Consider the following 24,460-nt stretch of genomic DNA (forward strand, 5'->3'; position numbering starts at 1 on the left):
TATGCACCTGAAAGCCGAGCTTGACAATGAGCATGCCTTCATCATTAAATTAGACAAGGCTAACTTTGATAGACAGTGCTATGAAACACCTGATAGCGTCCACACTACTTTGCGCATTGCCCGTGATCGCGGATGCCACGGCGATTGAAGAATCTCCTTGGGCTCCGCGCGCTGCCGCGTATCGACTGACCTTGTTCATGGGAAATCTAACCCCGGTTCCCTGGGATGAAATTGAGAGGAGTTGGACTTCGCCCGCACCTGGCAGTGACATTCAGGTCGCTCCCTTGTCACGCGTCTCCGGCAACGAAGCGATTGCGATCAACCAAGCTATGAAAGCCGAAGATCGGCAGGCGCTGTTTGAAGCAAGCACAACTGCCATTGCTGAGGGAATTCTGCGCCATTTGGATGTCGCAAAGACCGCGCTGGGTCAGCCTGAAGCGGCACGCGAGGTCGCGCAAGCGGCTGCTCTGTTCCGCGCATTCGAGGATGGTATCAAGGCTGCAGACACGTCGGCGTCTCGCGATCTGGGCCGGGCATGGTTGGTTCTGAACTCCACCCTTGGCAGCGCAGGAGTACTGGGCAATGGCGCACAAACAGTGGATGTCGACCAATTTGCAGAAGCTCAGGCCACTATTGTTGCCTATATTCGTGCCAACTATCTGCCATCCGAGTATGCCCAACGCGACAAGTTAACACCGCTGCCTGAAACAGTAGTTCTTTCAGGCGAACAAATCACAATGCCCGCCACGCTGCCGCCAGGGTCGAACATCGGAGATCAGGCGCAGCTGCCGCGGCTGGTTCTTCAGTTTGAAGAGGCGGGTGAGGATGAGGCCAATCTACCGCTGGTGGCCTATGGAGATATGCTGTTCGACAGCCCTGAAATCTTCGGCGGCCCGGCGCGCGAGTTGGGCATCGCCTGCTCGACCTGCCACAACCGCTCCGACGTGAACCGGGATTTCTTCATTCCGGGCCTTTCATCCCATCCAGGTGGGATGGATGTGGACGGTTCGTTCTTCAATCCAATGTTCAATGACCGGACCGATGATCACTTGGACACGCCTTCCATGCGTGGCATCCGCTTTACCGCACCTTATGGCCGCGACGGGCGCGAACCAAGCCTGCGCCGGTTCATCCGAAATGTGATTGTGACCGAGTTCGCGGGAAAGGAACCAACGCCGTTCCAGCTGGATGCGCTGGAAGCCTATGTCAAACAGTTCGACTTCCTTCCCAACCCAAAGATCGACCGGTACGGCAAGCTGACCGATCTGGCTTCGGACGACGCCAAGCGCGGAGAGGTGCTGTTCAACACCAAATTTGCCGGACTTGGTGACAAATCCTGCGCTTCGTGTCACACGCCTGACCGTCAGTTCCGCGATGGTCTGACCTACGACATGGGCAGCGCTGAACCACCATTCCCCGGGGGCACGGCTACGGCGTTCGAAACCCCGACACTGCTCAACGTCAATTTCACTGCACCTTACATGCATGACGGATCGCTGCCGACGCTGGCCAGCGTTGTTGACTGGTTCAATGACACCAAGAATTTGGGGTTGGACGAAGCACAGCGCGCAGACCTGACTGCCTATGTCGAAGCCGTTGGCGACGGTGAAGACCCCTATCAAGTATTCGAAGGCCGTGACAGCGTATTCCGCTTGTCCTGGGAAGAACTGACAACATTCGCCAGCACGCTCGATACCCTGCTGCCTATGCAGGATGCTGAAAACATAGCGGTTCTGATCGACACGGTAGCTCCTGATCTGGCGACGGATGCCAGTGTCATGGTCAATCAGAACGCCAAGCCCGAAATCTACGAATTCGCTGCCATCCTGCGAGCGGTTGGCGATGCCAGCGCCGAAGGAAACTGGACCGAAGCCACCCGCCAATGGGAGCTGTTCAAGGCCATGCAGGCCGAAATTGACGAGAGGATGTTCTGATGCTGTCGCGCCGCAATTTTCTGGTCGCTGCAGCCGCATCTGTAGCCCTGCCCGTAATGGCCGCAACTGATCAGGGGCTGAAGCTGGCCTTCATCCCGCAGGAGAACCCCGAAAAGCTGTTGGGTGATATCAACATCATCACAGGCTGGCTTTCCGAGCAGATGGGTGTTCCGGTCACGGGGTTTGTGACGTTTGACCACGCAGCCGCCGTCGAGGCGCTGCGCAACGGTGATGCCGATATCTCGTTCATGGGAGCGTTGCCCTTTGTGTTGGCCGAGGACCAGATCGGTGCCGTACCGCTCTTGTCCGAGGTTTATCGCGGGCAACCCAGCTATTCGGGCCGCGTCTTCGTGCGACGTGACAGCGGTATCGAAACGCTGGCCGATCTCCGGGGACGTGACATTGCCTTTTCCGATCCGGTCTCGGAATCCGGTTACATCTATCCGCTTGATCTGTTTGTGCGCGCCGGGCTGTTCTCGGGCACAGGCGATGCTGACAGTTTTTTCGGGCAGAAGTTCTTTGCCGGTGGTTATCAGCAAGCGATGCAGGCCATGGCCAACGGACTGGTCGATGCGGCAGGCGCAAGCCAGTATGCCGATCTCTATCTGACACCGGATCAGCAGGCCGAGGTCAAGGTGCTGGCGGAATCAGAACAAATTCCCAGCCACGCAATCATCGCCCGCCCTGACCTGGACGCTGGGCTGCAGGCGAAGTTCATTGAAACCATGCTGCGCCTCAACGAGAGTGAGAACCGTCACCTGCTCACCTACCTCTATGGCCCGGACGGCTATCTCCCTGCTGATCCATCGGTTTACGAAGGCGTACGCGAGACTGCGCGGCGGTATGGGTTTCTGAAATGAACCCTGTGATTTCACTCAACGCGGTATCGCAGCACTTTGCCAGTGCGGCAGCTCTTGCAGATGTTTCACTGTCGGTGCAGCCGGGTGAAAGTGTCGCGCTACTCGGTCCTTCGGGTGCGGGCAAATCAACGTTGCTGGCGTTGTTGGATGGTCGTTCGAGCGGTTGGCAGGGCGAGGCCCAGGTGCTGGGCAAGTCACTTTTGGCAACAGGAATTCCATCCCGCGAGGACCGTGCCAATATCGGCTTTGTCTTCCAGGAATTCGCATTGGTTGATCGGCAGAGTGTCTATCAGAATGTGATGAACGGTCGGATGGGCCGGATGAATATCTGGTCCTCACTCTGGGGGCGGTTCCGGGAAGAGGACCATATGTGCGTGACACGGGCGCTTCAGGATACGGGGCTGTCCGATCTGGCAAGCCGCCGTGCCGATCAGTTGTCGGGTGGACAACGGCAGCGCGTTGCGATTGCCAGATGTCTGGCACAAGAACCCGAGTTGATCCTTGCGGATGAGCCCGTCAGCAATTTGGACCCTGCTCACGCAGAACGCATTCTGAGCCTGATCACCAGCTCTGCACGTAGCCGCGAAATCGGCGTCATTTTCAGCTCGCATCAGCCCGACCTGTCACGCCGCTTTGCTGAGCGCATCATAGGCCTGCGAGATGGCGTGGTATTGTTCGACAAACCGTCGGCTCAGTTGACCAGCGGGGACATCGATGAACTGTATCACGGTGCCGGTGTCACATCGGGGCTGCGTGTAGTCAGTTGATGGGTCGATCCGTCATTTGGGTCATGCTGGTGCTGGCGATCCTGTGGTCGCTGACCAGCGGAGATATGGGATTGGGCAAGCTGCCAGGCGCGGGACCCCGTCTGGCAGAGTTTTTGGGGCGTATGATCCCACCTGACCTGTCCGTTTGGCGCGAGGTTCTGACCGGGCTGGCGGAGACTCTGAGGATCGCCATTCTGGGAACATTGTTCGCCGTGATCCTGTCGGTGGGACTGGCCGTTTTGGCCTCTGAAACTATGGTACCACCAGCGATCTGGCGTCCCGTCCGTGCCTTGCTTGCGGTTATCCGGTCGATCCCGCTGATCCTGGTCGCTATGCTAATGGTGGGCGCTGTTGGGTTGGGTCCGCTTCCCGGTATACTGGCAATCACATTTCACGCGACCGGCATGTTGGCAAAGTTCTATGCAGAAGCCATCGACAATGTTGCCACCGCTCCTGTGGCGGCGCTTGAAAGCGCAGGGGCCAACAGAATTCAACAGTTGCGTTGGGCAATCTGGCCGCAGATGGCGCCTGTGATCATGCGCGATACCGTATTTCGGTTTGAGCTAAATCTGCGCGAAAGCCTGATACTGGGCATTGTCGGTGCAGGTGGCATTGGGTTGTATGTGCAAACCTATGTACGGTCGTTTCAGTATGAAAAGGCTGCGACCGTGACGTTGGCAATCATTGTTCTGGTTTTATTGTCAGAGGCGCTGAATATGGCCTTGCAAAAACGGTTCAACTAAGCCGGAATTTCCCAATTCTCTAAAGAAAAGGCTCGTGTCTTTCCTTTTCTTCCATCGCGGTTGAAGGTTGGATGCTTCGCTTGAAACCGGGCCGGTGTAGCCTGCTACACACGCCCTCGCGCTGGTTTGTTAAGGCCTCAAGCTTGCTAGATTGAAAATCGCCTGCGTTGAGGAAAATTCTTGGTGCCAATCTAGCGTTCAAACGGATTCACCGGAGTTGCCATGGGAATGTGTTGCCGAAACATTTGCCACCAGCCTGCCAGTGCGTAGTGCTCTTACACGTGCGTTCATCCAATGCCTCACGACGACTCGGTACATCAGTTCACGAAAAAAGCCAAAGTTCTGCCTGTGACGGACATAAAAGGAGTCAGGTGAGTCAAAGTCCCCAAAATCCTGCACGATGCCGTTTCTTTGAATGTATGTGTCACGGCCTTCCCATTCGACCTGGGGATCGCTCAGGCAATCCGTCCCCACACCATACCCACACAGGCTTTCTGTTTTGGGAAATGTCTGCTGCAACACGCGTAAGAAAAGCTCATCCAGAATAAAGCCTTCCAGCTTTAGCCACGTACCCTCTGCTTCGACTTCAACCCATGAATGCACAATCTCCGTCGGCGCCATCGGATAGAAAAGCTCGGGAACCACACCCCTCTGCAACTCTTTGTGGATCGTAAAGCCATGCAAACGGCATCGGATACCGCTGCCGCGAAACAGTGCCATCAGAAGAGTGCCCTTGGTATTGCATTGCCCATAGCCATTGGCGAGTACCTCTGATGCCGGGATATCGTCTGCACGGTTGTAACCAAAGGCAATCTCGTTACGCACGAAATCATAAATAGCGCCAATTCGATCCAAGACAGGCAGATCGGGCCAGCGCCGTTCCGTTATGAGTCCCAAAATTGCGGGTGTTTCAAAATCAAGCAGAGGTGTGGCGGTTAGCAACGGGTCTCGGTTCAGCATTTGGTCTCTCGTCGAATCAACTCAGAAAGACTTGTAATTGCTACAGTGACTATAGCTTCAAGGGGCTAATTCCAGTTCGCAACGACGCTGCCCAGGGTTACGCGCCGATTTCTTCGTGATCAGTAAGACATTCGGAATGATCGCGCAGAACTTCGAGTACACGACAATCCGAGGTGTTGCCGCCACTGCATTCATGCACCATGCGCTCCAGCTCGGTCCGCAACGCTTCCAGCCGCGCCATTCTTTGCTCAATCTGTTTGAGTTGCCGGCGCGCGATACTGTCGGCTTCATGACAGGGGCGATCCGGATCGTCGGACAAATCAAGCAGTTCGCGTATCGCCTCAAGCGAAAACCCCAGTTGGCGGGCGTGACGGATAAAAGCCAGGCGATCCAATTCGGTATGGCCATAACGCCGCTGGCCACCTTCGGTGCGCCCCGGTTCCGGCATAAGTCCGATCTGCTCGTAGTAGCGGATCGTCTGAACCTTGGTTCCGGTCTTTTTTCCAAGCGTTCCGATCGTCAGCATCTGGGTCTCCTTGCAAAGTTACAGCTTATGTAGGTTCAGGTCAGCACCGCACAATAGCACCTTCCAGCCGGTGGACCTGTGACACCCAGCCGCAGGCTCGAAATCACCTTTGAACCTCTAGCAGGTAGAGGGTGTACACGCCGTTCTGAACCAAGAATCGCAGGCGGACGGCTAACTTTGAAACTGACTGTATTTCAGAAAATCTTATGGGTGCTGGCTGGTGTCGCAACGGCGGCATTTGCCTATCTGATGTTGTGGTCAGATAACAGATCCGTGCGGACCGAAGAAGGTTCTGTCCCGTTCGAGGCCAGGTTCGAACTGACAGATCACTCTGGTGTTGTCCGTACTCAGAACGACTTTGCGGGCAAGTGGATGTTGGTGTTTTTTGGGTTCACCAACTGCCCGGACGTTTGCCCTACAACACTGTCCGAGGTGGCAGCAGTGCAGGAAGGCCTGGGAACCCAATCAAACCAAGTGCAACCCATCTTCATTTCAATTGACCCCGAACGCGACACTCCGGCCGTCTTGGCCGAGTATGTACCACTTTTCGATGCGGGGATCATTGGACTTACAGGCACGTCAGAACAGATAGCGCAAACGTCCAAGACTTTTCCGATATTCTACGAACGGATCGAACAAGCCGCTGCACCGGACGGATACACGATGGGGCATACCTCTCATCTGTTTCTGTTCAATGAGGACGCTGGATTCGTTCAGTCCTGGTCATATGGCACGCCTCCCGAAGAAATTCTTGCGGATCTGAAACAGAGACTCTGAGCACCATGTCCTGGTTTTCCAAAGATACACTTCTCGGCCTGGCCTGGGCGATTGCCCTGGTTGCTTCTCTTTCTGTTCTGTTCATTGGAGAGATCCTGGGGCAGACGCCCTGTGTGCTGTGCTGGTTCCAGCGCGCGTTCATGTTCCCATTGGCGATCGTACTGGGGCTTGGCCTGTGGTGGCAGGACCAGAACGTGGGCCGTTACGGGATAGCACTGGCATTGGGGGGCGCTGCTGTCGCCTTGTGGCACATGGGCCTGTATGCCGGTCTGATCCCCGAAAAAATCCAACCATGCTCAGCTAGCGGTCCGTCCTGCACGGACGCAAATCAAACTGTTTTGGGCGTCCCGATTCCGCTGATGGCGCTCGTTTCATTCGCGCTAATCGGCGTTCTGTGCGCCCTTTCACTCAAGGAGAAACAAGTATGAACAGACGAGGCCTGATTTTGTCCGTTCTCGCATTTGGTGGCGCTGGTTTTGGAGCCGCCTCCTGGTACGTGAACCGCCCGGCTGCTTCAGGCAACACCGAGCCTGTCGCACCCGAAATCGCTGAAACACTTATCCGTTCTTACTCGCCTGTTCTCGGCCCTAAAGACGCACCGGTTACAATTGTCGAATTTTTCGATCCGGCTTGTGAAGCCTGCCGTGCCTTTCATCCGGTCGTGAAGGACATCATGGCACAGCATGGAGACGCCGTGCGCGTTGTGATCCGGTACACCCCTTTCCATGGCGAAGGCTCAGAGGAGGCGATCCGCGTGCTTGAAGCGGCACGCATGCAGGGGGTCTTTGAACCGGTCCTGGAAGCCGTGCTGCGAGAGCAGCCCAAATGGGCCGCGCATGGTGCGCCTGAGCCTGGTCTTATTATTCGAATTGCAGCAGCGGCGGGACTGGATGCCGATGCAGCGCAGGCACAAATGCTCGCGCCCCAGACAGTCGGTGTTCTTAATCAGGATCGCGCTGATGTCGAAGCAGTCGGTATACGGCAAACTCCGACATTCTTCGTCAATGGCAAATCTCTGGATCCGTTTGGTGAGGCTGAATTGAGACGTCTGGTCGCTGCAGAAGTTGCAGCACTGCAAAGCTGAGCAGTAGCGAGAGGTACTATGAGACTCACTACAAAAAATACACTTCTGGCAGGTGTGCTTGCCGCATTCGGCACCACTGCCATTCTATCGGCACCGGTACTGGCAGGGGGCGACGATGTTGTCGTTGAAGATGCCTGGTCGCGGGCCTCTATCGGCACCAACCGGCCGGGTGCCGCGTACATGACGATCCGCAACACCAGTGATGAGGTCGTCACACTGACCTCTATCCGCACCGATCTTGCGATGATGCCCGAGATCCACCAGACATCGACCAATGCAGAGGGCGTTAGTTCCATGGCACCAGCTGGCGAGCTGGAAATTGCGCCCGGTGGTTCCGTCGCGCTTGAGCCCGGCGGGCTGCATGCAATGCTTATGCGGCTGCAACGCCCGATGACTGAAGGCGAGAGTTTTGCGCTGACCCTGATCTTTGCCGATGGAGCAGAAAAGACCGTCAACATACCGATATTCGGTATTGCTGCACGAGGCCCAGAGAACTGATGCAGCGGCGACGTGTTCTCACATTTGGGGCTGCTGGAATTGGCGCAATCGGCCTGACACTCTTTGTCGGATGGTGGCAAGTGGATGGGCCGGGAGCGGCTCAATCAGATCGCCTTCGTCCCCTTGCGTTGTCGGGCATGAACTTTCGCATGGTTGATCACGAAGGGACCCCCGTCACCCCGCAATCGCTGGTCGGACGTGCAACAATGGTGTTCTTCGGCTTTACCTACTGCCCGGATGTTTGCCCGACGACTCTTTCGGATATTTCCCTCTGGCTGGATGATCTGGGCAATGACGCGGACGAATTGAACGTCGTGTTCATAACCGTAGACCCTGAAAGGGACACGGTCGATGCCATGACCGATTATGTCAGCTACTTTCATCCAGCTATTCGCGGTTGGGTCGGCGTTTCGGACCAAATCGCGCAAGCCGCAGACGACTTTCGCGCCACTTATGAAAAAGTTCCTATGGAAGATGGCGACTACACAATGAACCACACCGCAAGTGTTTTTCTGTTTAACCCCACAGGCGAATTTGTCAGCACCATCGACTATCATGAGCAGAGAGAGTTTGCTGTACCCAAGATCCGCCGCGCTTTGAAAAGTGGAGCGGATACAACATCATGAGCGCACGGTTTCTAGCAACCTCGGCGATCGCGATCAGCAGCGTCTCGATTGCTGCGATCATGTTCATTGCCTCGAACAGGTCTGAAATGACGGTGCCTGCGCCCACGGTCTTTCAGGTGCCCAAACTTCCTGCGGAACCGCAGATCACATCGGCTCCGTTGCTGAACGTACCATCAACAGAACTCGCTCCAAGCCCCGTTTCGTTTCGACCTGTTCAGCCGGAACCCATTCAGGCAGAGGAACCTTTGCCTCCTGTTGAACCACCTTCACGAACATGGACGCGCGAGCTTGCGGTGGGTGACACACTCGACAGTATGCTGTCTGACGCGGGGATTGACGCAACCGATCGCGCTGAAATCGCACTTGCACTTGGCGCTGAATACGACTTGCGGCGCTTGCGGCCGGGTCACTCGATAACAGTCGTTGCAACGGCAGCGGATCAACTGCGGAGTGTGGAGCTCGCCGTGGAAGATGGCGTGAGAATTGAAGTGACACTTAGCGAGACATTGTCCACGCGCGTGGTCTCGCCAGAACCCGACACTGTCATTCTGGCCCGCAAAACAGAGATCGAAACTTCGATCTCAAATGCTCTGAGCAGCGCAAAGATCCCGGTTCGTTTTGCGGTGGATCTCGCTCAGATGCTGAGCGGCACAGTGGATTTTCGACGCGATCTGACCGGTGGCGAAACGCTTCGGCTTCTCTGGCGCGAAAAGAGCATCGATGGCGAGAGGGTGGGCCAGTCCGAGCTCATTTTTGCGGCGCTGGAAGTTGATGATCGGCTTTACGAAATAGCATGGCCAGACGACGACAACGGTCGCGCCACGATCTATGTTGATGGTGAACTTCTTCGCGTCTTTGCCCAACCCGTCGAAGGCGCGCGCCTGAGTTCAGTCTTTGGTCGGCGGAAACATCCGGTCTACGGCAATGTGCGGATGCACACCGGTGTCGATTTTGCTGCCGCACGTGGTACTCCGGTACATGCGACGGCCCCGGGTCGCGTGTCTTATGTAGGTTGGCGCGGGGGGTATGGGCGTGTGGTGGAAATCGCTCATGGATCGGACACGGTCACGCGATATACGCATCTTAGCGCAACCGCCGATGGTCTGGCCAAAGGTCAGCGCGTGGAGGCTGGCGAGATGGTTGGCCGTGTCGGGTCGAGCGGCACCGCGACCGGCCCCAATCTTCATTATGAAGTATTGGTTGACGGGCGCCCAACGGACCCGCTTTCTGACAACCGACTTGCTGCCGCTGCGAACAACGAGGTTGAAAGCGAAGCAGCGCGAAAACGCTTAAGAAATGCTCGAGCACAGCTTGAGAAACAGCTGGGCAATCCCGTCGCCAAAAAAAGCGAATCTAGTTCGTGAGAGTTTCCTAAACGGCTTCAAGTGCGCGGCTATCAGTTTGCGGGTATGCGCGCCTGAAGCGGACTGCACTGCAGAAGAACCAAATCAGAGGATGTAAGATGATTGCAATCGCGGGGGCCTTGGTTGGCGCGGTTTGGGGTGGGGTCCTGGCAAAGCGCCGGAATGGCAACAGCCTTGATATTCTTCAATACGCTACAGGATATGGCATCGCTTTTGGCCTGGTGGCGTTATTTCTTTCAATCGCAGTTGTGCGCCTGATGTAACGCGCCAGTAAGCAAGGCGAAAGCCGGACACCTGGAGTCCGGCTTTCGCTCTTATGTGGTCGCAGCGCCTATTCCCTGCGAGCCAAGGGTATTTGCCTTAGTCTGGGCGGTATGATCTTCCGGAGCTTTCAGAAGCCGTAAGGCATTGGCCACGACCAGCAAGGACACTCCGACATCAGCAGCGATTGCACCCCACATGGATGCCAAACCAAAACCCGTGAGAGTGACAAACAATGCTTTGGTCGCAAGTGAGAAGCCGATGTTCTGACGGATGATCGACATGGTTCGACGTGAATGGTCGATCAGCCAGGGTACTTTACCGATGTCGTCGGTCATCAGAGCAATGTCTGCGGTCTCAATCGCAGCATCGGACCCAACTGCACCCATCGCAACTGCATAATGTGCCCGAGCCATCGCAGGCGCGTCGTTGACGCCATCGCCGATCATCGCAACCATCTCGTGCTGTTCTGCCAGTTCCTCAATCGCAGCGACTTTGTCCTCCGGCAGAAGTTGGGCCCGGACTTCGTCGATACCGACTTCGGCTGCTACCGCTCTCGCGGTTTGTTCGTTGTCACCAGTCAGCATGATGATTGACTTCACGCCCTGCGCGTGAAGCCGGGCAACGATGCTTCGGGCTTCGGGGCGAATGCGGTCCCGCAGCTCAAGCAAACCGGTGACTCCGTTCTCATCCCCGACAACCACAAGTGTGCTTCCCGCGCTCTCGATTTGGTTGCGCAATTCGGCAGGGATGGACGCGCCAAAGCCTTTCTCTACAGCGAAGCGGTCAGAGCCAAGCCAGATATCTCCGCGCTCGGTGCGGCCTTCAAGACCCCGACCGGGAACGGTTCGGATGTCTTCAGCCGCAGATATCGAAATGTCGGTCTGTTCTGCCTTGGTCAAAATGGCGCGGGCCAGCGGGTGTGAAGACCGAACCTCGAGGCTGGCACCGCTCGCCAACAGCTCCTGCTCGGATGCGTCGCCCAGCGGATACACATTGGCAACTTCAGGCTCTCCCATGGTGATCGTGCCGGTCTTGTCCATGGCCAGTGCGGTGGTACGCCCGGGGGCCTCGATATATGCGCCGCCCTTAATCAGAACCCCAGCCCGGGCCGAAGCGGTCAAAGCCGCAACGATGGAAACCGGTGTGGAAATGACGAGCGCACAGGGGCAGGCGATAACCAGAAGAACAAGTGCATTGTAAAACCAGAAGCCCCACGATGCGCCAAATGCAAGCGGTGGGATCAGGGCGATGGCCACTGCAACGACCATAACGATGGGCGTATAGATCCGCGCAAATTTTGTAACCCACTGCTCAACCGGCGCACGGCGAGCATGAGCATCACCGACCATCCGGATGATCTTGGCAAGCACGGTATCGGACGCTGTTTTCGTCGCACGAATTTTGAGGGTGCCTTCACCATTGATTGTGCCGGCATAGACCTCATCACCCAGCTCTTTGGGAACCAGCGCGCTTTCACCTGTGATTGGAGCCTGGTCAACGGCACCGGCCCCTTCGATGACTTCGCCGTCAAGTGGAATGCGATCCCCACCCCGAACGATGAAGCTGTCACCGACAAAGACATCCGCCGCCGGGACCGTTGCCTCGGAACCGTCAGCACGAACCAGCCGAACCGTCGGGGGGGCCAGATCAAGCAGCGCGGATACTGCGTTGCGAGCCCGTCCGACACTCCAGCTTTCCAGATAAAGAGAAAGCGAAAAGAAAAATGCTACAGTTGCCGCTTCAAAAAACTCGCCCAGAGCGATGGCACCAGCGACGGCAACAACCATCAGAAGGTTCATATCCGGCGAAAGTCGACGCGCCGAATACCAGGCCTTAGGGGCCACCAGCCAGACGCCAAACAAGATCGCGACTGCGAACAAAGCTGCCTCGGCTAATGGCATCGGAACCTCACCATGTCCCGAGAACAGCCCAAGCGCACCGCCCATGCCGGTTTCGAAAATGTGCCAGCCAAAACCCGCTGCCCAAAACCCTCCGCTGAGCGCGGTGAACCGCCGCTGACGTGCAATATGCGCCGCCTGATCCTGCGCGGCATTTCCGTCATCCCAAGAATTGGCGGTCATACCGGTGCTGGCAACCAGCAGCATGACATCTTCGTCAGAAAGCTTGGCAGCACTTTCAAGAAGCGTCATTCGACCGTTGATGACATCAAAAGCGAGATGCTCTTCACCACCAACTTTCGGGCCGATAACCCGGTTCAGGATCGCAACCTCTTCGGCGCAATCGAGGCCAGAGACCTGAAAGCTTCTGCCACCTTCGGGAATCGGACCGGCGGGCGCGATGTCACCACACCCGCTACTGCCGCACGCGTTGTGACCTTGTCTATTTTCGTGGTCATGGTCGTGGTTGTGGGTATCGGATGACATAGTTAGACCTCAAGAATCTCTGCGGTCCTTTGCAAATAGTTCCTACAGCAACTAGAGCTTCAATACCTTTTTCAATTTTTTTCAATCCGGTTCGTTGCCCGCGATATTGATGCTTCATTCCTTCTTGCGGGCCGGTCGCGTGGATGCAATTTAGTCGCAGAAGACGTAATAAATTTTGGAACAAGTCAATGCAGAAACGGATCGCAATTACCATCACGTTAGTCTCGATTACTGCCGGTTGCTCAGCCCAGTTCACAGGGGGCAAAAGCAAAGCATTCGAACCAGGTAACCTGCCGGATTCAGTTGTTGCGCTGGCAGAACCGGGGCAAGATCTGGCCACAGCGCGCCTTATGCCAGAAGATAACTGCTTTTGGTATGAGCACAGCGGACCTGTCGAGACGACGCTGGTTCCACTGCGCGCAACGAATGGCGCCCCGATCTGCGCTGCGCGTGACGCCTGATAAAAAAGAGGGCAGCGACATCCACCTGCGCTGCCCAAAATTTATGAGCGGGCTGTGACGCTATCTTCGGCCGAGTATAAGTATGCGGTCGAGCCGATTTTTACATGTGGGTAGAGATCATTGATATGGGCCATGATCATTCTAACACATCCAGAACTTGCGCGACCACCGATGCTTCTGGGCTGAGGTGTACCGTGGATTCTGAGATAAGTATCTCGATCCCCAACGTATAGATAAAGGGCTCGAGAGCCGAGAGCATTACTTGGCCCGGGTTCCATGCCATCCCGGAATTCCGCGTATTCGGGGTTGAGCTCGATCATTGAAGCCGTTGGCGTCCAATGTGGCCATTCGACCTTGCGCCGGATAGCATAGGTACCGGGCTCGTAAAGGTTCCCACGCGCGATCGCTACGCCATAGCGCATTGCTGTGCCGCCTTCCTCGATATGGTAAAGATAGCGCGCGACGGCATCGACATGGATGTCACCGGGAACCAAACCATCATTTGCTACGACACGTCGTGGTAAAAAACGGTCATGAACGCCCCATGGATTTGAGGTCGCTGGATCGTAGTCAAATGGCGTGACCTGGCTGTCCCAATAGGTCTTTTGCGACGAGGTTGGCCATGTTTTGGCGATCAATGGACTGGCCGCAGACGCCGAGAATAGCGCTGTGGTTGATTGAATGAAATGGCGCCGTGTCAGCATAAGTCTCGTCCTGGTTCACAAGTGTAATGTGGTTGCATCGCATTTTTGCGATCAAATTCGAGTCTTAAAGCCTCTAGCAGCTAGAGCTTCAAGAGGTTTCAGGTAACGCTTGGTTTACCTAATGGACCATGTCGCCGGTTGCGTGAATCCTGCATCGGTCGAGTCTACTTCGGACTAGGTCGCAAAGACATTTGACAGAAACGAAGCCGCCATTGTAGCGGTGAATTGTTTTCGGTTCCTGATGGCGGAAGCCAAAAGGATTAAAAGGGAATACGGTTCGGTGTTTTCAATGGCGCCAATTCCGTAACTGCCCCCGCAACTGTGAGCGGAGAGCGATGCCAAGACACCACTGGTTCGTAATGGAACCGGGAAGGTTGGCGGAGCGAGCACCCGCGAGTCAGGAGACCTGCCGTAAAGCGCCGGGCTATGCCCAGACTGAACCTGTCGGCCTTACGGTCGATTCAACCTGACAAGCCGCCGGGTGAGGCGGTAGGGAGAAAGAACATGCATATCGAACCGGGCATCGTGAATGGTGCCAAAATCGCGCTTTCCTATGTTACCGCCGCAGGTGCGGCTACTTACGCAGCGAAAGAAACGTTTTCCACATTGCGTGCGAATGGACCTGCATCTTTTGCTATGCGCTCGGTGCTCGCCACCGTTGGGGTTTTCCTTTTCTTCGAAGTCCTGCCGCATTTCCCGGTTGGTGTCTCTGAAGTCCACTTCATCCTGGGGTCGACGCTGTTTCTGCTTCTCGGTGCTGCACCCGCGGCTTTTGGATTGGCAGCTGGTCTCCTGATTCAGGGTGTTTTTTTTGCCCCGTTCGATCTTCCGCAGTACTTCATCAACCTGACCACTCTGCTGGTGCCGCTATTTGCGCTACAAGCACTGGCCAGCCGCATCATCGCTCCCGGCACAGCATATGTTGACCTCAAATATGGCCAAGCTCTTGCGCTGAGTGCGACGTATCAGGGAGGAGTAGTCGCATGGGTTGGGTTCTGGGCCTTCTACGGCCAGGGTTTCGGCGCAGAAACCATGGCTTCGGTTCTATCCTTTGGCGGTGCTTATATGCTGGTAATCGTCATTGAGCCGATTGCTGATCTGGCAGTGCTTGCGGCAGCCAAGGCGATGCGCGGTTTGAACAGTACAGGTCTGGTGACTCCGCGTTTGTACAACGCTGCGAAAGCTTGACCAAAGTTTGAAGCGGTGTCCTAAAATTGGGTTGCCGCGAAAAAACCGGTAGTCGCAGCTCCAAAGATTATTGTGGCGCGTCTCGAGGGCGCGCCACATTGTTTTTAGCCACTAAAAACCTGTACCCAACGATCAGGGTGAATCGGGTCCTGTATTCGTAGGAAAAGATACCTCGTTTCCTTCCACGTTTTGATCCTGTTGGTAACATTGTCCAGAACCAAATCGCCTTCACTCGAGCGATAGACTAGAACAGCATGGCCATTGCGATTGGTGTCCAAGACAGTCGCAATTAGTAGCTTCGTAGGATCCAAACCATTCTGCACAAGTTCAAACTTCTTTTGCAAAGCGAAGTCTTCGCAATCTCCTGACCCTTGCGTCGGCAGTGTCCAGTATTCTTTTGTCCCATATTGGCTTTGATCCGAAACTGCTCGGATTCTCCGATTGACGCGCGTGTTGATCGTTTTAACGATCTGATTTTCTTTTGCCACGGACAGACCAGAGCTACGAGCGCTCGCGCACGCCCACGAGTAGTCTTTGCACAGTGATTTGGCACCGGATGGCGCTCCAATCTTTTTGTCAAGACCGATCGAGGGAAGCTCAGAGGCTTGCAATGTAGCGGCAGACACAAAAAAGCTGCATATAAAACAGACCATTGGGAGATAACCCAGCAGGTTTTTCGATAACACTCCCTGAACTAAAGTGGGATTTGTCATATCTGCCTTCTCCATGCTCGTTCCTCTAAAGTATCCAAACTTCCCCGGCCAATGTGTTTTATTCCAAGCCTTCATGTGCTTGGGGAATTGCAACAGCTTCTTAGCCTCTAGGGGTAAAGCGGCAAAAATTTGCAGATTCTTTGGTATTTCTTCCTTAGTTGACAGCATCAGAGCATCCACGCCATCACCAGCCCGGCATAGCTAACAGAGCGAATTAGAGGGTAAGCTGATCGCAATTCTCTCATTCAACAATAATACAACAGAGATCGGCCGTCATCGCTGAGGGTTACGGAATACCGGGACAATGAAGCCGCTCCTCCGCAAGCTGAGATAGCCAGTTTCGGTTTTCCAGGCGCTGCAATTAGTGGCCGCTAATGACATCTTTGACGAAAGGCTCGTTGAGCAACGCCGTTAGCAGGGGGCATGAGGCCGCACCCTCGGTGCAGGTCTGCACAAGTTCTGCCAGTGCTTGCTCCAACCGTTGGAGGGCGGCGATTTTTGACCTGACGTTGTCGAGATGTCTTGTTGCAACGTATTCGACGTCACGACAAGCTTGCTCGGGCGCTTTGGACAATTCGCGAAGTGCGCATGCATCCTGAATGGTAAAGCCAAGATCGCGGCAGCGTTTGATGAATCTGAGCTCGGAGATTTCCCGTTCCGTGTATGCGCGGCGTCCCGAGGCGGTTCGACCGGCTTTCTCGACTATGCCTTCCCGTTCGTAATAGCGGATCGTCTCGACCGACAGACCGATCAATCTCGCCGCTTCGCCAATCGCAATCATGTGATGACCTTTCCCTTGAACCTGTAGCTACTACAGGATGCATGTTGTCGGTCATGATGTCGAATTTCACAAACCGCGCGAAGCAAGAATCGAGGAAGTCGAACCGGCTTCCGTTCGAGTTCGTCAAAGCCGGAGAAAGCTGACCATGAGCAAGTTTGTTGGCGCGAGTTTTATTGGATCGTTTACCGCACTTGGCGTTGCGACCTGCTGCATCTTGCCGATGGCCTTGATTTTACTTGGCTTGGGAGGGAGCTGGCTGGCCGTATTCGGCAAGATCGCCGCCGCGAGTTATTACGTGCTCGGCGGTTCGACGGCCCTGCTGTTTCTCTCTGGCATCGTCGCGTATCGCCGTGGTTCGCTCGACCGCCTCAAATGGTGGCTGACAGGCAGTTTTGCGTTGACGGCCATCGCTTGGGTTATCGTGCTCAACGAAATCCGAATAAATGATTTCCTGATAACCTTGATGTGACGCCATGAGTGAAAAGCGCCCGAACCTTGTCAGCACGATCATCTGCCCGGAATGTGGACATTCAAGGCCTGAAACGATGCCAACAGACGCGTGCCAGTGGTTCTACGAATGCACATCTTGCGGAAAAGTCCTGAAGCCACTTCCCGGCGATTGCTGCGTCTACTGTTCCTACGGATCGGCTCCATGCCCGCCAATTCAGGCGGGCTACAAATGCTGCGGTTGATACGGCGGCCGGGATGTCGGTTTTGTCCGCAAAGCCGGTCATCAGGCTTTGCGGACGCGGGTATTTTTTCACCGTAAGCTGGAACTTGCCCGGTAGGACAAGGCAGGCGTGAAGTCACGGATCAACTGGTTTGCCGTGAAGAATGTCACGTAAACCGGGCAGAAGAAGCGAGCGCCGCGTTTTTCAGGATCTTGCCAGCGCCATCGGAACTTCATGCGGCCGGGTATCTGGCGAACACCTCTGTGGTTCCATCCTTGCGGATCAGGAAGACGTCAAAAGCTTCGCGTTCGCTTTCCGGCCCCATGCCTGGCGAGCCGAAAGGCATTCCCGGAACCGACAGTCCGACGGCATCCGGGTGTTCGCCCAGCAGGCGCCGAATGTCAGCGGGCGGGACGTGTCCTTCGATCATGTAGCCCTCCACGCGGCCCGTGTGGCATGACATCATGCCCTCCGGAATCCCATTGGCAGTTTTGTAAGCGTTCAAGGCCTCCCAAGCACTGTTTTCCACGCCTACTTCAAAACCTTCCGCCCGCATGATTTTGATCCACGATCCGCAGCACCCGCAATTCGGATCCTTCAGGACATGGATTGAGGGACCGATTTTCGCTAAGGCGGGAAGCGCCGCGCTGCACGCAATTGCCGCGGCTCCTTGCATCAAGCGGCGGCGGCTCAGGTTATTCATTGTCATGTTCCCTCTTGGGTAAACTTGTTTTAAACCGATATAAAATCGCACCGGTAGGATTAAAGCTGGACCGCATTACAGGGCCGACTTGTCCGTCACCCTCCGATACTCATCAGATATGGCTTTCTGGGCGACGCAGGGATTTCTCACAATGATCTGACGCAAACTCTGCTCGGAAACGGAACCCTCGCTCTCCTTTTTTCGCTGCACCTGCCGCTCTGGGTCCTGCTTGGCAATAACCCGGTTCGCAAGCAACTCCGCTACCCTCCGTTCAAGGCCGGAATTGCGCCTATTTCTCACTGCTGCGTTCTATGGCACCCACGATCGAACAGTTCTGAATTCCACCACGCCCCGGACACGCCGCGATCAGCTCGTCCAGATTGTTCCTCAACCGTGCAAGCCCGTCGATCCGTTCCTGAATTTCGTCCCGCTTTTTGCGCGCTCTGGCCTGCATCGCGACGCACTCGGTATTTGGTGCCGTGCGCAACTCCAGAATTTCCGCGATTTCTGCCAGCGAAAATCCGAGCTTCTTAGCGCCGGATATGAATTTCAGCCGCCAAAGCGTGTCACCACCATAGTCCCGCGCGCCGCCGTCAATTGGGCGCGGCGGCTGAGTGACAAGGCCCTTCCTTTCATAAAATCGGATCGTCTCGACGCCTATCCCGGTCTCGCGCGCGGCCTGGCCGATCTTGAGTGGTTGCATCGCGGTCTCCCTCCGTCACCGTCATCTTGACACCGTATCATGATACGGAGGTTAAAACATTGGGGTCTTGGTGGTTGCGAGGATGTCAAATGCGGACCTTCCTGAAACGGTGGCTGCTGCCGATATTCGGCTCCGCCCTGGCGCTCTATCTGGTGTTTGCGCTCTACGGCAGCCTCGATTTTGCGCTGTTTCTGCAGGGCCTGCGCGGAGCCAACATGTTCTGGATCGCGATTCTTGCCGCCACCATCCTGCTGGAGCAGCTGATGAGCGGCTGGAAGTGGAGGCAGATCCTGTTCGACGTGAAACCGGTCGGCACCCTGCGGCTGACGGGGGCGCTACTGGCAGGTTATGGCGCAAATGTCCTTGTCCCGCTCGGCATCAGCCCGCTGGTCCGGGCCTGGCTGGTTGCCCGGCTCGACCGCCTGAAGATGGCGACCGTGCTTGCAACCGCGATCATCGCCCGGTTCCTCGACGGCGTCGTTTTCGCCCTTTTTGCCGGAGCGGTGGCCGCCGCCGGCCAGATTCCACAGATCGAGGGTGACCTGCGGCTGGGATTGAGCGTTGCGGGCCTGTTGAACCTGATGCTTTTCGGCAGCCTGCTTTGGGTTCTGTTCCGGTTCCGCGCGTCACTTCTCAGCGAGGACCCTCTGGTCTGCCGACTCTTCGACTGGGCTGCCGCCCGCATCGGGGCCGATGGCGCGTATCTGCGCACCGCGCTCGGTGAAGGGATCGTCTGGCCACAGGCACGGGCCCGCCGCATCGCCGCCATTGCCGCAGCCATTGCGGGTAAGCTGGTGGCGACAACCCATTTCCTGTGGGCCGGGCTGGCGGTTGGCGTGGTGCTGAGCGCGTGGGATTACCTGTTCTTGATGGTGTTTGCCGGGTTCGCCATGGTTCTGGGTCGTTTCGTGCGCATCCCGGCGAGCTTTGTCTTTGGGGCGGGGTTCGCGCTCAAGGTGCTTGGCGTTCCGGACGAAACCGCCCTTCTGATGATCCTGTTCAACTATGTGCTGACGATCCTTCTGGTGGTCGGGATCGGCCTGACGGTGTTGTGGCAGAGCGGCATCGACATCCGCCGCGCCCGGGCGGAGGCAGAGGCGGCGAATGGCAAGGCGTAATCCCGAAGACACGAGATTTTGGCGCATCGCCGGTGCTGGTGCGGTGTTTCAGGGCGGGTCGGCGGCGGTGGACAGCGCGACGGTGGTGGCCAGTCTGGTGCATATGCTGACCGGTAGCGCGCTGGCCGTGGGCTATGCCAGCACGGTCCTGCGTCTTGGCTGGCTGCTGCCCCAGTTCGCGGTGGGCTACCTCGCCGAGCGCACCGATCGGCGCATGCCGTTCTACGCCCTTGGTGCCTATGGGCGGGCGATCACGGTCGCGATGATCGGTATGCTTCTGTGGTGGGGGGCCGACTGGCCGCAGGTCGATTGGCCTCCGGTTCCGCTGGCGCTCGGGATGCTGGGGCTGTGGACAATCTACGCCTTTGTCAGCGGCGTGGTCGCGGTGCCCTACAACGACATCGTCGGCCGGGCGATCCCGTCCGAGCGCCGCAGCCGTATGTTGGCCTGGCGCTTTTTCGGCGGCGGTGTTCTGGCGGTTCTGGTGGCGGGCGTTCTGCGACTTGCGCTCGACGTGATGCTGCCGCTCAGGGCCTATGCGCTGATCTTCTGGCTCGGCGCGGTGCTGATGATCGTCTCTGCGACGCTTTTTGTCGCCGCGGGTGAGCCCGCTACCGCTGCAAGGGCGCCACGGGACCGCCCGGCCAATCTGTCTGGATTTCTGCGCGAAGGGGTCTCGACACTACAACAGGATCGCCGGTTCCGGCTGTTCCTGATCTTCCAATGGCTTGGCGCAGCGACGCTGATGGCGTTGCCGTTCTATGTCGTTGCCGCCAGCCGCAGCGGCCTCGGGGCGGCGGATGTCGGAACGCTGTTGGCGGCGCAGACCGTCGGCGCGCTGGCCTCGAATCCGGTCTGGGGCCGTATCGGCGACCGGATGGGCAAATTGCGCCTGCTGGGGATAGTGGCACTGGTGCGTCTCGGACCTCCGGTGCTGGTGTTGCTGCTTGTGGTCTCGAGTTCGGGGCTGACCGGTTTCGCGGCGCTGTTCTTCCTGATCGGCGTGATGATGAACGGGGTGACCATCGGCTATCTCGGCTACCTGCTGGAGATCTCGCCCGACGACCGCCGTCCGGCCTATTCCGCGTGGTTTAACAGCTTTGCGGCCCCGGCGGCGCTGGCGCCACTTGTGGGCGGCGTGGTGGTCAGCATAATCGCCATCGAAGCCGTGTTCATCGCTGCGATCCTGGCCGCGCTGGGTCAGGTCGTGATCGCGGCGCGGCTGTCCCAAGTTTGATATAGCACTTTGTTTCACCACGGTCGCACAATTCGCTGTTCCTCTGTGGGGAACTTAAGATGGGTCAAGGCGAACTTTCTGTTTCTGGCCTAATATTTTGGCATCGTGAATGGAGGCAATAATGGCCAATGCAGAATCAACAGCGCGCGTGAAAACCAAGATTTCTGGTAGGGCCATGGCTGTGTTCGGTGTGACCTTTTCCTTTTTGGCCATGCTGGTCAGCGGAGGCATTTTGTTTTTCGCTCCAATAGGTAAAATCTCCAATGCCACCGACTGGCAGGTGTTGGGCCTTGACCGGCAAGGGTGGGATGACGTCCACATCGCCTTGGCGTTGCTGTTTGTCGGATTCTCCCTGTGGCACGCGGCGCTGCATTTTCGAACCTTCAAAACGCTGATCCTCGACAACAGGATGTGTCCACAGGGGCATCGGATCGAAGCGATGATCGGAGCCGCTTTCGTGATCGCTTTGGTCACATTGACGGTGTTTGGGCTTCCGCCCGCGAATTGGCTGCTCGATCTCAATGAGTTCTTCAAGCACGAGTTCTGGGCAGGCTGACCCAGAATGAACGCCCCCACAGCGAGGCTTCGCCGTGGGGGTCAAATCATCACAAGAAGTTTCGATTAGTCGTCGCCTTTCTCGCTGTAGTCGTCATTCGTATCGGACATGTGGGGAACCGGTTCGCCAGTCGCTGCGTCCAGGTAGGCTTCGACTTCGTATCCATATACGTCGCGCATTTCGACTTCGTAGTAGCGGTCGTCATCGCGCTCAATTTCCAGAATTTGGTAGCCCTGCGCTTCAAGCTTGGCGGCAACCTCGCCAACGGGCATCCAAGTGACGGTCTCAGGTGACGCCGACGTGACCGTATCGGTGGCGGCGTTGACAGCAAAGGCCGCAGCGGCGGCGGTAAGCAGGGTGGCGGCAAAGAGGATTACTTTCATGTAGGTCTCCAAGATGAATTGGGCGGGATTGCCCTGTCGGTATTCCTTTTTCTCAAATGTCGCCTGATGCCGGTCTGACAGCCCGTGTCAGTGAACTGTCAGTGGAAAGACGGTAGTTTGCCTACATGAAACACGCTTTGATCGTTCTGATATGCACACTTGCCAGCACTGTCCTCGCATCCGAGGACCACGATGCGGCACGTGATGCAGTGCGCCAACATAAGGTCATTCCGCTCTCGAAGATTGTTCCGGACGTTTTAGAGAGATTCGATGCGTCGCTGCTCGAAGCAGAGTTCGAACGCGAGCATGGCGCGTATGTCTATGAACTGGAGTTGATCACGGGCTCGGGCCGAATGATCGAAGTCATGGTGGATGCCACCACGGGTGCGATACTCGAAGTTGAGCAGGAAGGCTGGCAGGAAAGGGACGAATAATGCGGCTTCTCGCGGTCGAAGACGACCCGATCATTCGCAAGGACGTGCAATCTGCTTTGGAAGCCTCTGGATTCCGCGTGGAAATCGCCGAGGACGGCGAGGACGCATGGTTTCTGGGGGATACCGAAGATTATGACCTCGTCGTTCTTGATCTCGGATTGCCGCACATGGACGGATTGAGCGTGTTGAAACGCTGGCGCGCCAACGGCCGGCAGATGCCCGTTCTGGTCCTGACAGCGCGCGGGGCTTGGCACGAACGGGTCGAAGGGATCGAAGCTGGGGCCGACGACTATCTGCCCAAACCGTTCCGGATGGAAGAACTTGTGGCCAGGGCTCGGGCGCTGGTGCGCCGGTCTGCCGGGCATAGTGCTCCTGTGCAGACGTTGGGCGATTTGACCATCGACACGAACAGGATGTCCGTAGCTGTTCGAGGAGTGCCGATAACGGTGACCTCCCTGGAATACCGGCTTTTGTCCTACCTCATGCTGCACCGAGACCGCGTGGTGCCGCCAACCGAGCTCTTGGAGCATCTATATGGTGATGACGACGCCCGTGAGGCCAATGCGGTGGAGGCCATTCTCACCCGACTTCGCAAGAAGCTTGGGGCCGGCATTATCGGCACCAGACGCGGGTTTGGATACTTTCTGGAGGCAGTGGAGGGCGATGGGTGAAAACGGGCTCTCTCCGCTTTCGGTTGTTCGTAGCCACTGCGCTGTCGGTTTCCATCGCGCTGATGCTGGCGTTCTGGGGGCTGGGGCTGCTCTTTGCCTCGCATGTGGAACGGCGTGCAATTGATGACCTCTCCGTCCAGCTCGACCAGATACTCGCAGGAGTGGAGCGGGATGAAAAAGGGAAAATTCGGATTGGATCGGCTCCGGCAGATGCCCGTTTCTCAAAGCCTTTTGGGGGCCTCTACTGGCAGATCGAAGTTGAGGGGCTTCAGTTACGCTCAAGATCGCTATGGGATTTCGCTCTCGATCTTCCTCCGGATCATCTGAAGAGCGGGACCGTCCATGTGCACTATCTCTCCGGGCCCGGGGAAAACCAGCTGCTTGTCATGGAGCGGAGCATTGTGCTTTCCACACGCCTTGGAGGCGTTCCGATGCGCGCTGCCGTGGCCATGGATGCCTCTCAGCTTGAGAAAAGCACCGAAGAATTCCGGGAAGATCTTGTGCCTTTTACGCTTCTTCTGGCGCTTTTTATTGTCTTCGCTGGGGCGGTTCAAGTCATTGTCGGTCTTCGACCGCTAAATTCCGTCGAGCGGCGGATATCAAGGATCCGAACGGGAGACGTGAACCGGGTGGGCGAGGATTTCCCTACGGAAATTCGTCCCCTTGCAGCCGAAGTGGATGCCCTGCTCCTACAAAGGGAAAAGGACATCGAGCAGGCAAGGCACAGAGCGGGCGATCTCGCTCATGGCCTGAAAACCCCACTTCAAGCATTACTTGGAGATGCGCGCCGTGTTCGCGAGGCCGGATTGACTGATACCGCAGCGTCAATCGAAAGCACCGTCAAAAGCATGCATCGCCATGTCGAGCGTGAATTGAACAGGGTTCGTATTGCGACGCGAGCCGCCACGTCGAAGGCCGATCTCACCGAGGCTGCAAGTCGCGTTATTGCAGTAGTTCAGAAAGCCAGTTTGAACGACGCATTGAAATGGGATTTGGACGCGCCAGCGAATCTCGTGGTTGCGGCAGATATGGAAGATTTATCCGCAATTCTGGGTGCGATTACGGAAAACGCATCTCGCCATGCGAGGCGGCAAGTCAGGATATCAGCACGCAAACAGGCGACGCATGCAGTTCTGAGCGTTCTTGACGACGGTCCGGGCATTCCACCAGACAAGATCGATACTCTCATGCGCCGGGGCGTGCGCGAGGACGAAACAGGAACCGGGCTTGGCCTGGCGATCGCGCGGGAATTGACCGAGGCACTGGGCGGATCGCTGGAATTGATCTCCCGCGATCCGGGACTGATGGTTCGGATCACTTTGCCTCTGGCTGCTACCTGACAATCACCTG

31 protein-coding genes and 1 riboswitch are annotated in these 24,460 nt (G+C 56.7%); of the genes, 21 read left to right on the forward strand and 10 right to left on the reverse strand.

From position 1 onward, the window contains the following. The first annotated feature begins 80 nt into the window (after nucleotides 1-80). From ACR0A2_RS18930 to phnE, 4 genes are read left to right on the forward strand one after another with little or no spacing between them, the layout of a single operon-like run. Entirely contained in the window at nucleotides 81-1,934 is a 1,854-nt protein-coding gene (locus ACR0A2_RS18930; protein ID WP_152460737.1) for a cytochrome c peroxidase, read from the forward strand. Continuing rightward, the gene (locus ACR0A2_RS18935; RefSeq protein WP_152460738.1) at nucleotides 1,934-2,794 is read left to right on the forward strand and encodes a phosphate/phosphite/phosphonate ABC transporter substrate-binding protein; all 861 of its coding nucleotides are present in this window, start codon (nucleotides 1,934-1,936) and stop codon (nucleotides 2,792-2,794) included. Before ACR0A2_RS18930 ends, ACR0A2_RS18935 begins: the two co-directional genes overlap by 1 nt. Beyond that, the gene (locus ACR0A2_RS18940) at nucleotides 2,791-3,561 is read left to right on the forward strand and encodes a phosphonate ABC transporter ATP-binding protein (protein ID WP_152460739.1); all 771 of its coding nucleotides are present in this window, start codon (nucleotides 2,791-2,793) and stop codon (nucleotides 3,559-3,561) included. Before ACR0A2_RS18935 ends, ACR0A2_RS18940 begins: the two co-directional genes overlap by 4 nt. Next, entirely contained in the window at nucleotides 3,561-4,304 is a 744-nt protein-coding gene (gene phnE / locus ACR0A2_RS18945; protein WP_152460740.1) for a phosphonate ABC transporter, permease protein PhnE, read from the forward strand. The genes ACR0A2_RS18940 and phnE overlap by 1 nt, the downstream gene beginning before the upstream one ends. Nucleotides 4,305-4,502: 198 nt before the next feature. Here the strand turns inward: phnE and ACR0A2_RS18950 are convergent, their stop codons facing one another. Together ACR0A2_RS18950 and ACR0A2_RS18955 are read right to left on the reverse strand one after the other, a co-directional pair. After that, complete coding sequence (locus ACR0A2_RS18950; protein WP_152460741.1) at nucleotides 4,503-5,264, reverse strand: transglutaminase-like domain-containing protein; 762 nt, start codon at nucleotides 5,262-5,264, stop codon at nucleotides 4,503-4,505. 97 nt (nucleotides 5,265-5,361) lie between these two features. Further along, a complete protein-coding gene (locus tag ACR0A2_RS18955) occupies nucleotides 5,362-5,790 on the reverse strand; it encodes a MerR family transcriptional regulator (RefSeq protein ID WP_152460742.1) in 429 nt (142 codons plus the stop codon). A 213-nt stretch (nucleotides 5,791-6,003) separates the two neighbouring features. Here ACR0A2_RS18955 and ACR0A2_RS18960 point away from each other — a divergent pair, with 213 nt between their 5' ends. From ACR0A2_RS18960 to ACR0A2_RS18990, 7 genes are all read left to right on the forward strand, one after another. After that, nucleotides 6,004-6,567, forward strand: a complete 564-nt coding sequence (locus ACR0A2_RS18960; protein ID WP_152460846.1) for an SCO family protein — start codon at nucleotides 6,004-6,006, stop codon at nucleotides 6,565-6,567. A gap of 5 nt (nucleotides 6,568-6,572) precedes the next feature. Then, nucleotides 6,573-6,995, forward strand: coding sequence for a disulfide bond formation protein B (locus tag ACR0A2_RS18965; RefSeq protein WP_152460743.1), 423 nt, complete (start codon nucleotides 6,573-6,575; stop codon nucleotides 6,993-6,995). Beyond that, nucleotides 6,992-7,651 carry a DsbA family protein gene (locus tag ACR0A2_RS18970; protein WP_050605686.1) on the forward strand — a complete coding sequence of 220 codons (660 nt, stop codon included), beginning with the start codon at nucleotides 6,992-6,994 and terminating at the stop codon, nucleotides 7,649-7,651. Before ACR0A2_RS18965 ends, ACR0A2_RS18970 begins: the two co-directional genes overlap by 4 nt. 18 nt (nucleotides 7,652-7,669) lie before the next feature. Further along, on the forward strand, nucleotides 7,670-8,149 hold the full coding sequence (locus ACR0A2_RS18975; RefSeq protein WP_152460744.1) for a copper chaperone PCu(A)C: 480 nt from the start codon (nucleotides 7,670-7,672) through the stop codon (nucleotides 8,147-8,149). Then, nucleotides 8,149-8,775 (forward strand): SCO family protein, encoded by a 627-nt coding sequence (locus tag ACR0A2_RS18980; protein WP_050605688.1) that lies wholly within the window; start codon nucleotides 8,149-8,151, stop codon nucleotides 8,773-8,775. Before ACR0A2_RS18975 ends, ACR0A2_RS18980 begins: the two co-directional genes overlap by 1 nt. Then, a complete protein-coding gene (locus tag ACR0A2_RS18985) occupies nucleotides 8,772-10,139 on the forward strand; it encodes a M23 family metallopeptidase (RefSeq protein ID WP_152460745.1) in 1,368 nt (455 codons plus the stop codon). Before ACR0A2_RS18980 ends, ACR0A2_RS18985 begins: the two co-directional genes overlap by 4 nt. 98 nt (nucleotides 10,140-10,237) lie before the next feature. After that, nucleotides 10,238-10,402 carry a hypothetical protein gene (locus ACR0A2_RS18990; protein WP_170602105.1) on the forward strand — a complete coding sequence of 55 codons (165 nt, stop codon included), beginning with the start codon at nucleotides 10,238-10,240 and terminating at the stop codon, nucleotides 10,400-10,402. A gap of 51 nt (nucleotides 10,403-10,453) precedes the next feature. Here the strand turns inward: ACR0A2_RS18990 and ACR0A2_RS18995 are convergent, their stop codons facing one another. Next, nucleotides 10,454-12,787: a heavy metal translocating P-type ATPase gene (locus tag ACR0A2_RS18995; protein WP_083445369.1), complete on the reverse strand. Its 2,334-nt coding sequence runs from the start codon at nucleotides 12,785-12,787 to the stop codon at nucleotides 10,454-10,456. Between the two features lie 188 nt (nucleotides 12,788-12,975). Here ACR0A2_RS18995 and ACR0A2_RS19000 point away from each other — a divergent pair, with 188 nt between their 5' ends. Beyond that, nucleotides 12,976-13,248, forward strand: coding sequence for a hypothetical protein (locus ACR0A2_RS19000; protein ID WP_050605691.1), 273 nt, complete (start codon nucleotides 12,976-12,978; stop codon nucleotides 13,246-13,248). A 41-nt stretch (nucleotides 13,249-13,289) separates the two neighbouring features. On the opposite strand, the gene ACR0A2_RS19005 is transcribed toward ACR0A2_RS19000, so the two are convergent. Next, nucleotides 13,290-13,952, reverse strand: a complete 663-nt coding sequence (locus ACR0A2_RS19005) for a L,D-transpeptidase (protein ID WP_170602103.1) — start codon at nucleotides 13,950-13,952, stop codon at nucleotides 13,290-13,292. A 215-nt stretch (nucleotides 13,953-14,167) separates the two neighbouring features. After that, a riboswitch (cobalamin riboswitch) is annotated at nucleotides 14,168-14,380 on the forward strand. Nucleotides 14,381-14,456: 76 nt separating this feature from the next. Here ACR0A2_RS19005 and ACR0A2_RS19010 point away from each other — a divergent pair. Continuing rightward, entirely contained in the window at nucleotides 14,457-15,140 is a 684-nt protein-coding gene (locus tag ACR0A2_RS19010; protein WP_050605693.1) for an energy-coupling factor ABC transporter permease, read from the forward strand. A 104-nt stretch (nucleotides 15,141-15,244) separates the two neighbouring features. Here ACR0A2_RS19010 and ACR0A2_RS19015 read toward each other — a convergent pair whose 3' ends face one another. After that, the gene (locus ACR0A2_RS19015) at nucleotides 15,245-16,033 is read right to left on the reverse strand and encodes a transglutaminase-like cysteine peptidase (RefSeq protein ID WP_254705416.1); all 789 of its coding nucleotides are present in this window, start codon (nucleotides 16,031-16,033) and stop codon (nucleotides 15,245-15,247) included. Nucleotides 16,034-16,214: 181 nt separating this feature from the next. After that, nucleotides 16,215-16,634, reverse strand: coding sequence for a MerR family transcriptional regulator (locus ACR0A2_RS19020; protein WP_152460747.1), 420 nt, complete (start codon nucleotides 16,632-16,634; stop codon nucleotides 16,215-16,217). A 145-nt stretch (nucleotides 16,635-16,779) separates the two neighbouring features. Between ACR0A2_RS19020 and ACR0A2_RS19025 the strand changes: the two genes are divergently transcribed. After that, nucleotides 16,780-17,103 carry a hypothetical protein gene (locus ACR0A2_RS19025; protein WP_152460748.1) on the forward strand — a complete coding sequence of 108 codons (324 nt, stop codon included), beginning with the start codon at nucleotides 16,780-16,782 and terminating at the stop codon, nucleotides 17,101-17,103. Between the two features lie 4 nt (nucleotides 17,104-17,107). Further along, on the forward strand, nucleotides 17,108-17,326 hold the full coding sequence (locus ACR0A2_RS19030; RefSeq protein WP_152460749.1) for a GDCCVxC domain-containing (seleno)protein: 219 nt from the start codon (nucleotides 17,108-17,110) through the stop codon (nucleotides 17,324-17,326). 211 nt (nucleotides 17,327-17,537) lie between these two features. Here the strand turns inward: ACR0A2_RS19030 and ACR0A2_RS19035 are convergent, their stop codons facing one another. Together ACR0A2_RS19035 and ACR0A2_RS19040 are read right to left on the reverse strand one after the other, a co-directional pair. Then, complete coding sequence (locus ACR0A2_RS19035) at nucleotides 17,538-18,014, reverse strand: DUF411 domain-containing protein (RefSeq protein ID WP_152460750.1); 477 nt, start codon at nucleotides 18,012-18,014, stop codon at nucleotides 17,538-17,540. A gap of 283 nt (nucleotides 18,015-18,297) precedes the next feature. Beyond that, on the reverse strand, nucleotides 18,298-18,711 hold the full coding sequence (locus ACR0A2_RS19040) for a heavy metal-responsive transcriptional regulator (RefSeq protein ID WP_152460751.1): 414 nt from the start codon (nucleotides 18,709-18,711) through the stop codon (nucleotides 18,298-18,300). An 89-nt stretch (nucleotides 18,712-18,800) separates the two neighbouring features. On the opposite strand from ACR0A2_RS19040, the gene ACR0A2_RS19045 reads away from it, so the two are divergent. Together ACR0A2_RS19045 and ACR0A2_RS19050 are read left to right on the forward strand one after the other, a co-directional pair. After that, nucleotides 18,801-19,829, forward strand: a complete 1,029-nt coding sequence (locus tag ACR0A2_RS19045; RefSeq protein ID WP_152460752.1) for a lysylphosphatidylglycerol synthase domain-containing protein — start codon at nucleotides 18,801-18,803, stop codon at nucleotides 19,827-19,829. Continuing rightward, nucleotides 19,816-21,066, forward strand: a complete 1,251-nt coding sequence (locus tag ACR0A2_RS19050; protein ID WP_152460753.1) for an MFS transporter — start codon at nucleotides 19,816-19,818, stop codon at nucleotides 21,064-21,066. The genes ACR0A2_RS19045 and ACR0A2_RS19050 overlap by 14 nt, the downstream gene beginning before the upstream one ends. Before the next feature lie 54 nt (nucleotides 21,067-21,120). On the opposite strand, the gene ACR0A2_RS19055 is transcribed toward ACR0A2_RS19050, so the two are convergent. Further along, nucleotides 21,121-21,279 carry a hypothetical protein gene (locus tag ACR0A2_RS19055; RefSeq protein ID WP_172978560.1) on the reverse strand — a complete coding sequence of 53 codons (159 nt, stop codon included), beginning with the start codon at nucleotides 21,277-21,279 and terminating at the stop codon, nucleotides 21,121-21,123. Between ACR0A2_RS19055 and ACR0A2_RS19060 the strand changes: the two genes are divergently transcribed. Next, on the forward strand, nucleotides 21,278-21,622 hold the full coding sequence (locus tag ACR0A2_RS19060; protein ID WP_480836680.1) for a DUF4405 domain-containing protein: 345 nt from the start codon (nucleotides 21,278-21,280) through the stop codon (nucleotides 21,620-21,622). The genes ACR0A2_RS19055 and ACR0A2_RS19060 overlap by 2 nt on opposite strands. Nucleotides 21,623-21,687: 65 nt before the next feature. Here the strand turns inward: ACR0A2_RS19060 and ACR0A2_RS19065 are convergent, their stop codons facing one another. Beyond that, nucleotides 21,688-22,005: a PepSY domain-containing protein gene (locus ACR0A2_RS19065; RefSeq protein WP_152460755.1), complete on the reverse strand. Its 318-nt coding sequence runs from the start codon at nucleotides 22,003-22,005 to the stop codon at nucleotides 21,688-21,690. A 125-nt stretch (nucleotides 22,006-22,130) separates the two neighbouring features. Between ACR0A2_RS19065 and ACR0A2_RS19070 the strand changes: the two genes are divergently transcribed. The 3 genes from ACR0A2_RS19070 to ACR0A2_RS19080 are packed head-to-tail and all read left to right on the forward strand — an operon-like array spanning nucleotide 22,131 to nucleotide 24,450. After that, the gene (locus tag ACR0A2_RS19070) at nucleotides 22,131-22,439 is read left to right on the forward strand and encodes a PepSY domain-containing protein (protein ID WP_152460756.1); all 309 of its coding nucleotides are present in this window, start codon (nucleotides 22,131-22,133) and stop codon (nucleotides 22,437-22,439) included. Beyond that, on the forward strand, nucleotides 22,439-23,110 hold the full coding sequence (locus ACR0A2_RS19075; RefSeq protein ID WP_152460757.1) for a response regulator transcription factor: 672 nt from the start codon (nucleotides 22,439-22,441) through the stop codon (nucleotides 23,108-23,110). Before ACR0A2_RS19070 ends, ACR0A2_RS19075 begins: the two co-directional genes overlap by 1 nt. Next, nucleotides 23,107-24,450, forward strand: a complete 1,344-nt coding sequence (locus ACR0A2_RS19080) for a sensor histidine kinase (protein WP_152460758.1) — start codon at nucleotides 23,107-23,109, stop codon at nucleotides 24,448-24,450. Before ACR0A2_RS19075 ends, ACR0A2_RS19080 begins: the two co-directional genes overlap by 4 nt. Nucleotides 24,451-24,460: the final 10 nt, after the last annotated feature.

The sequence above is a fragment of the Ruegeria sp. H8 genome, from assembly GCF_056532905.1.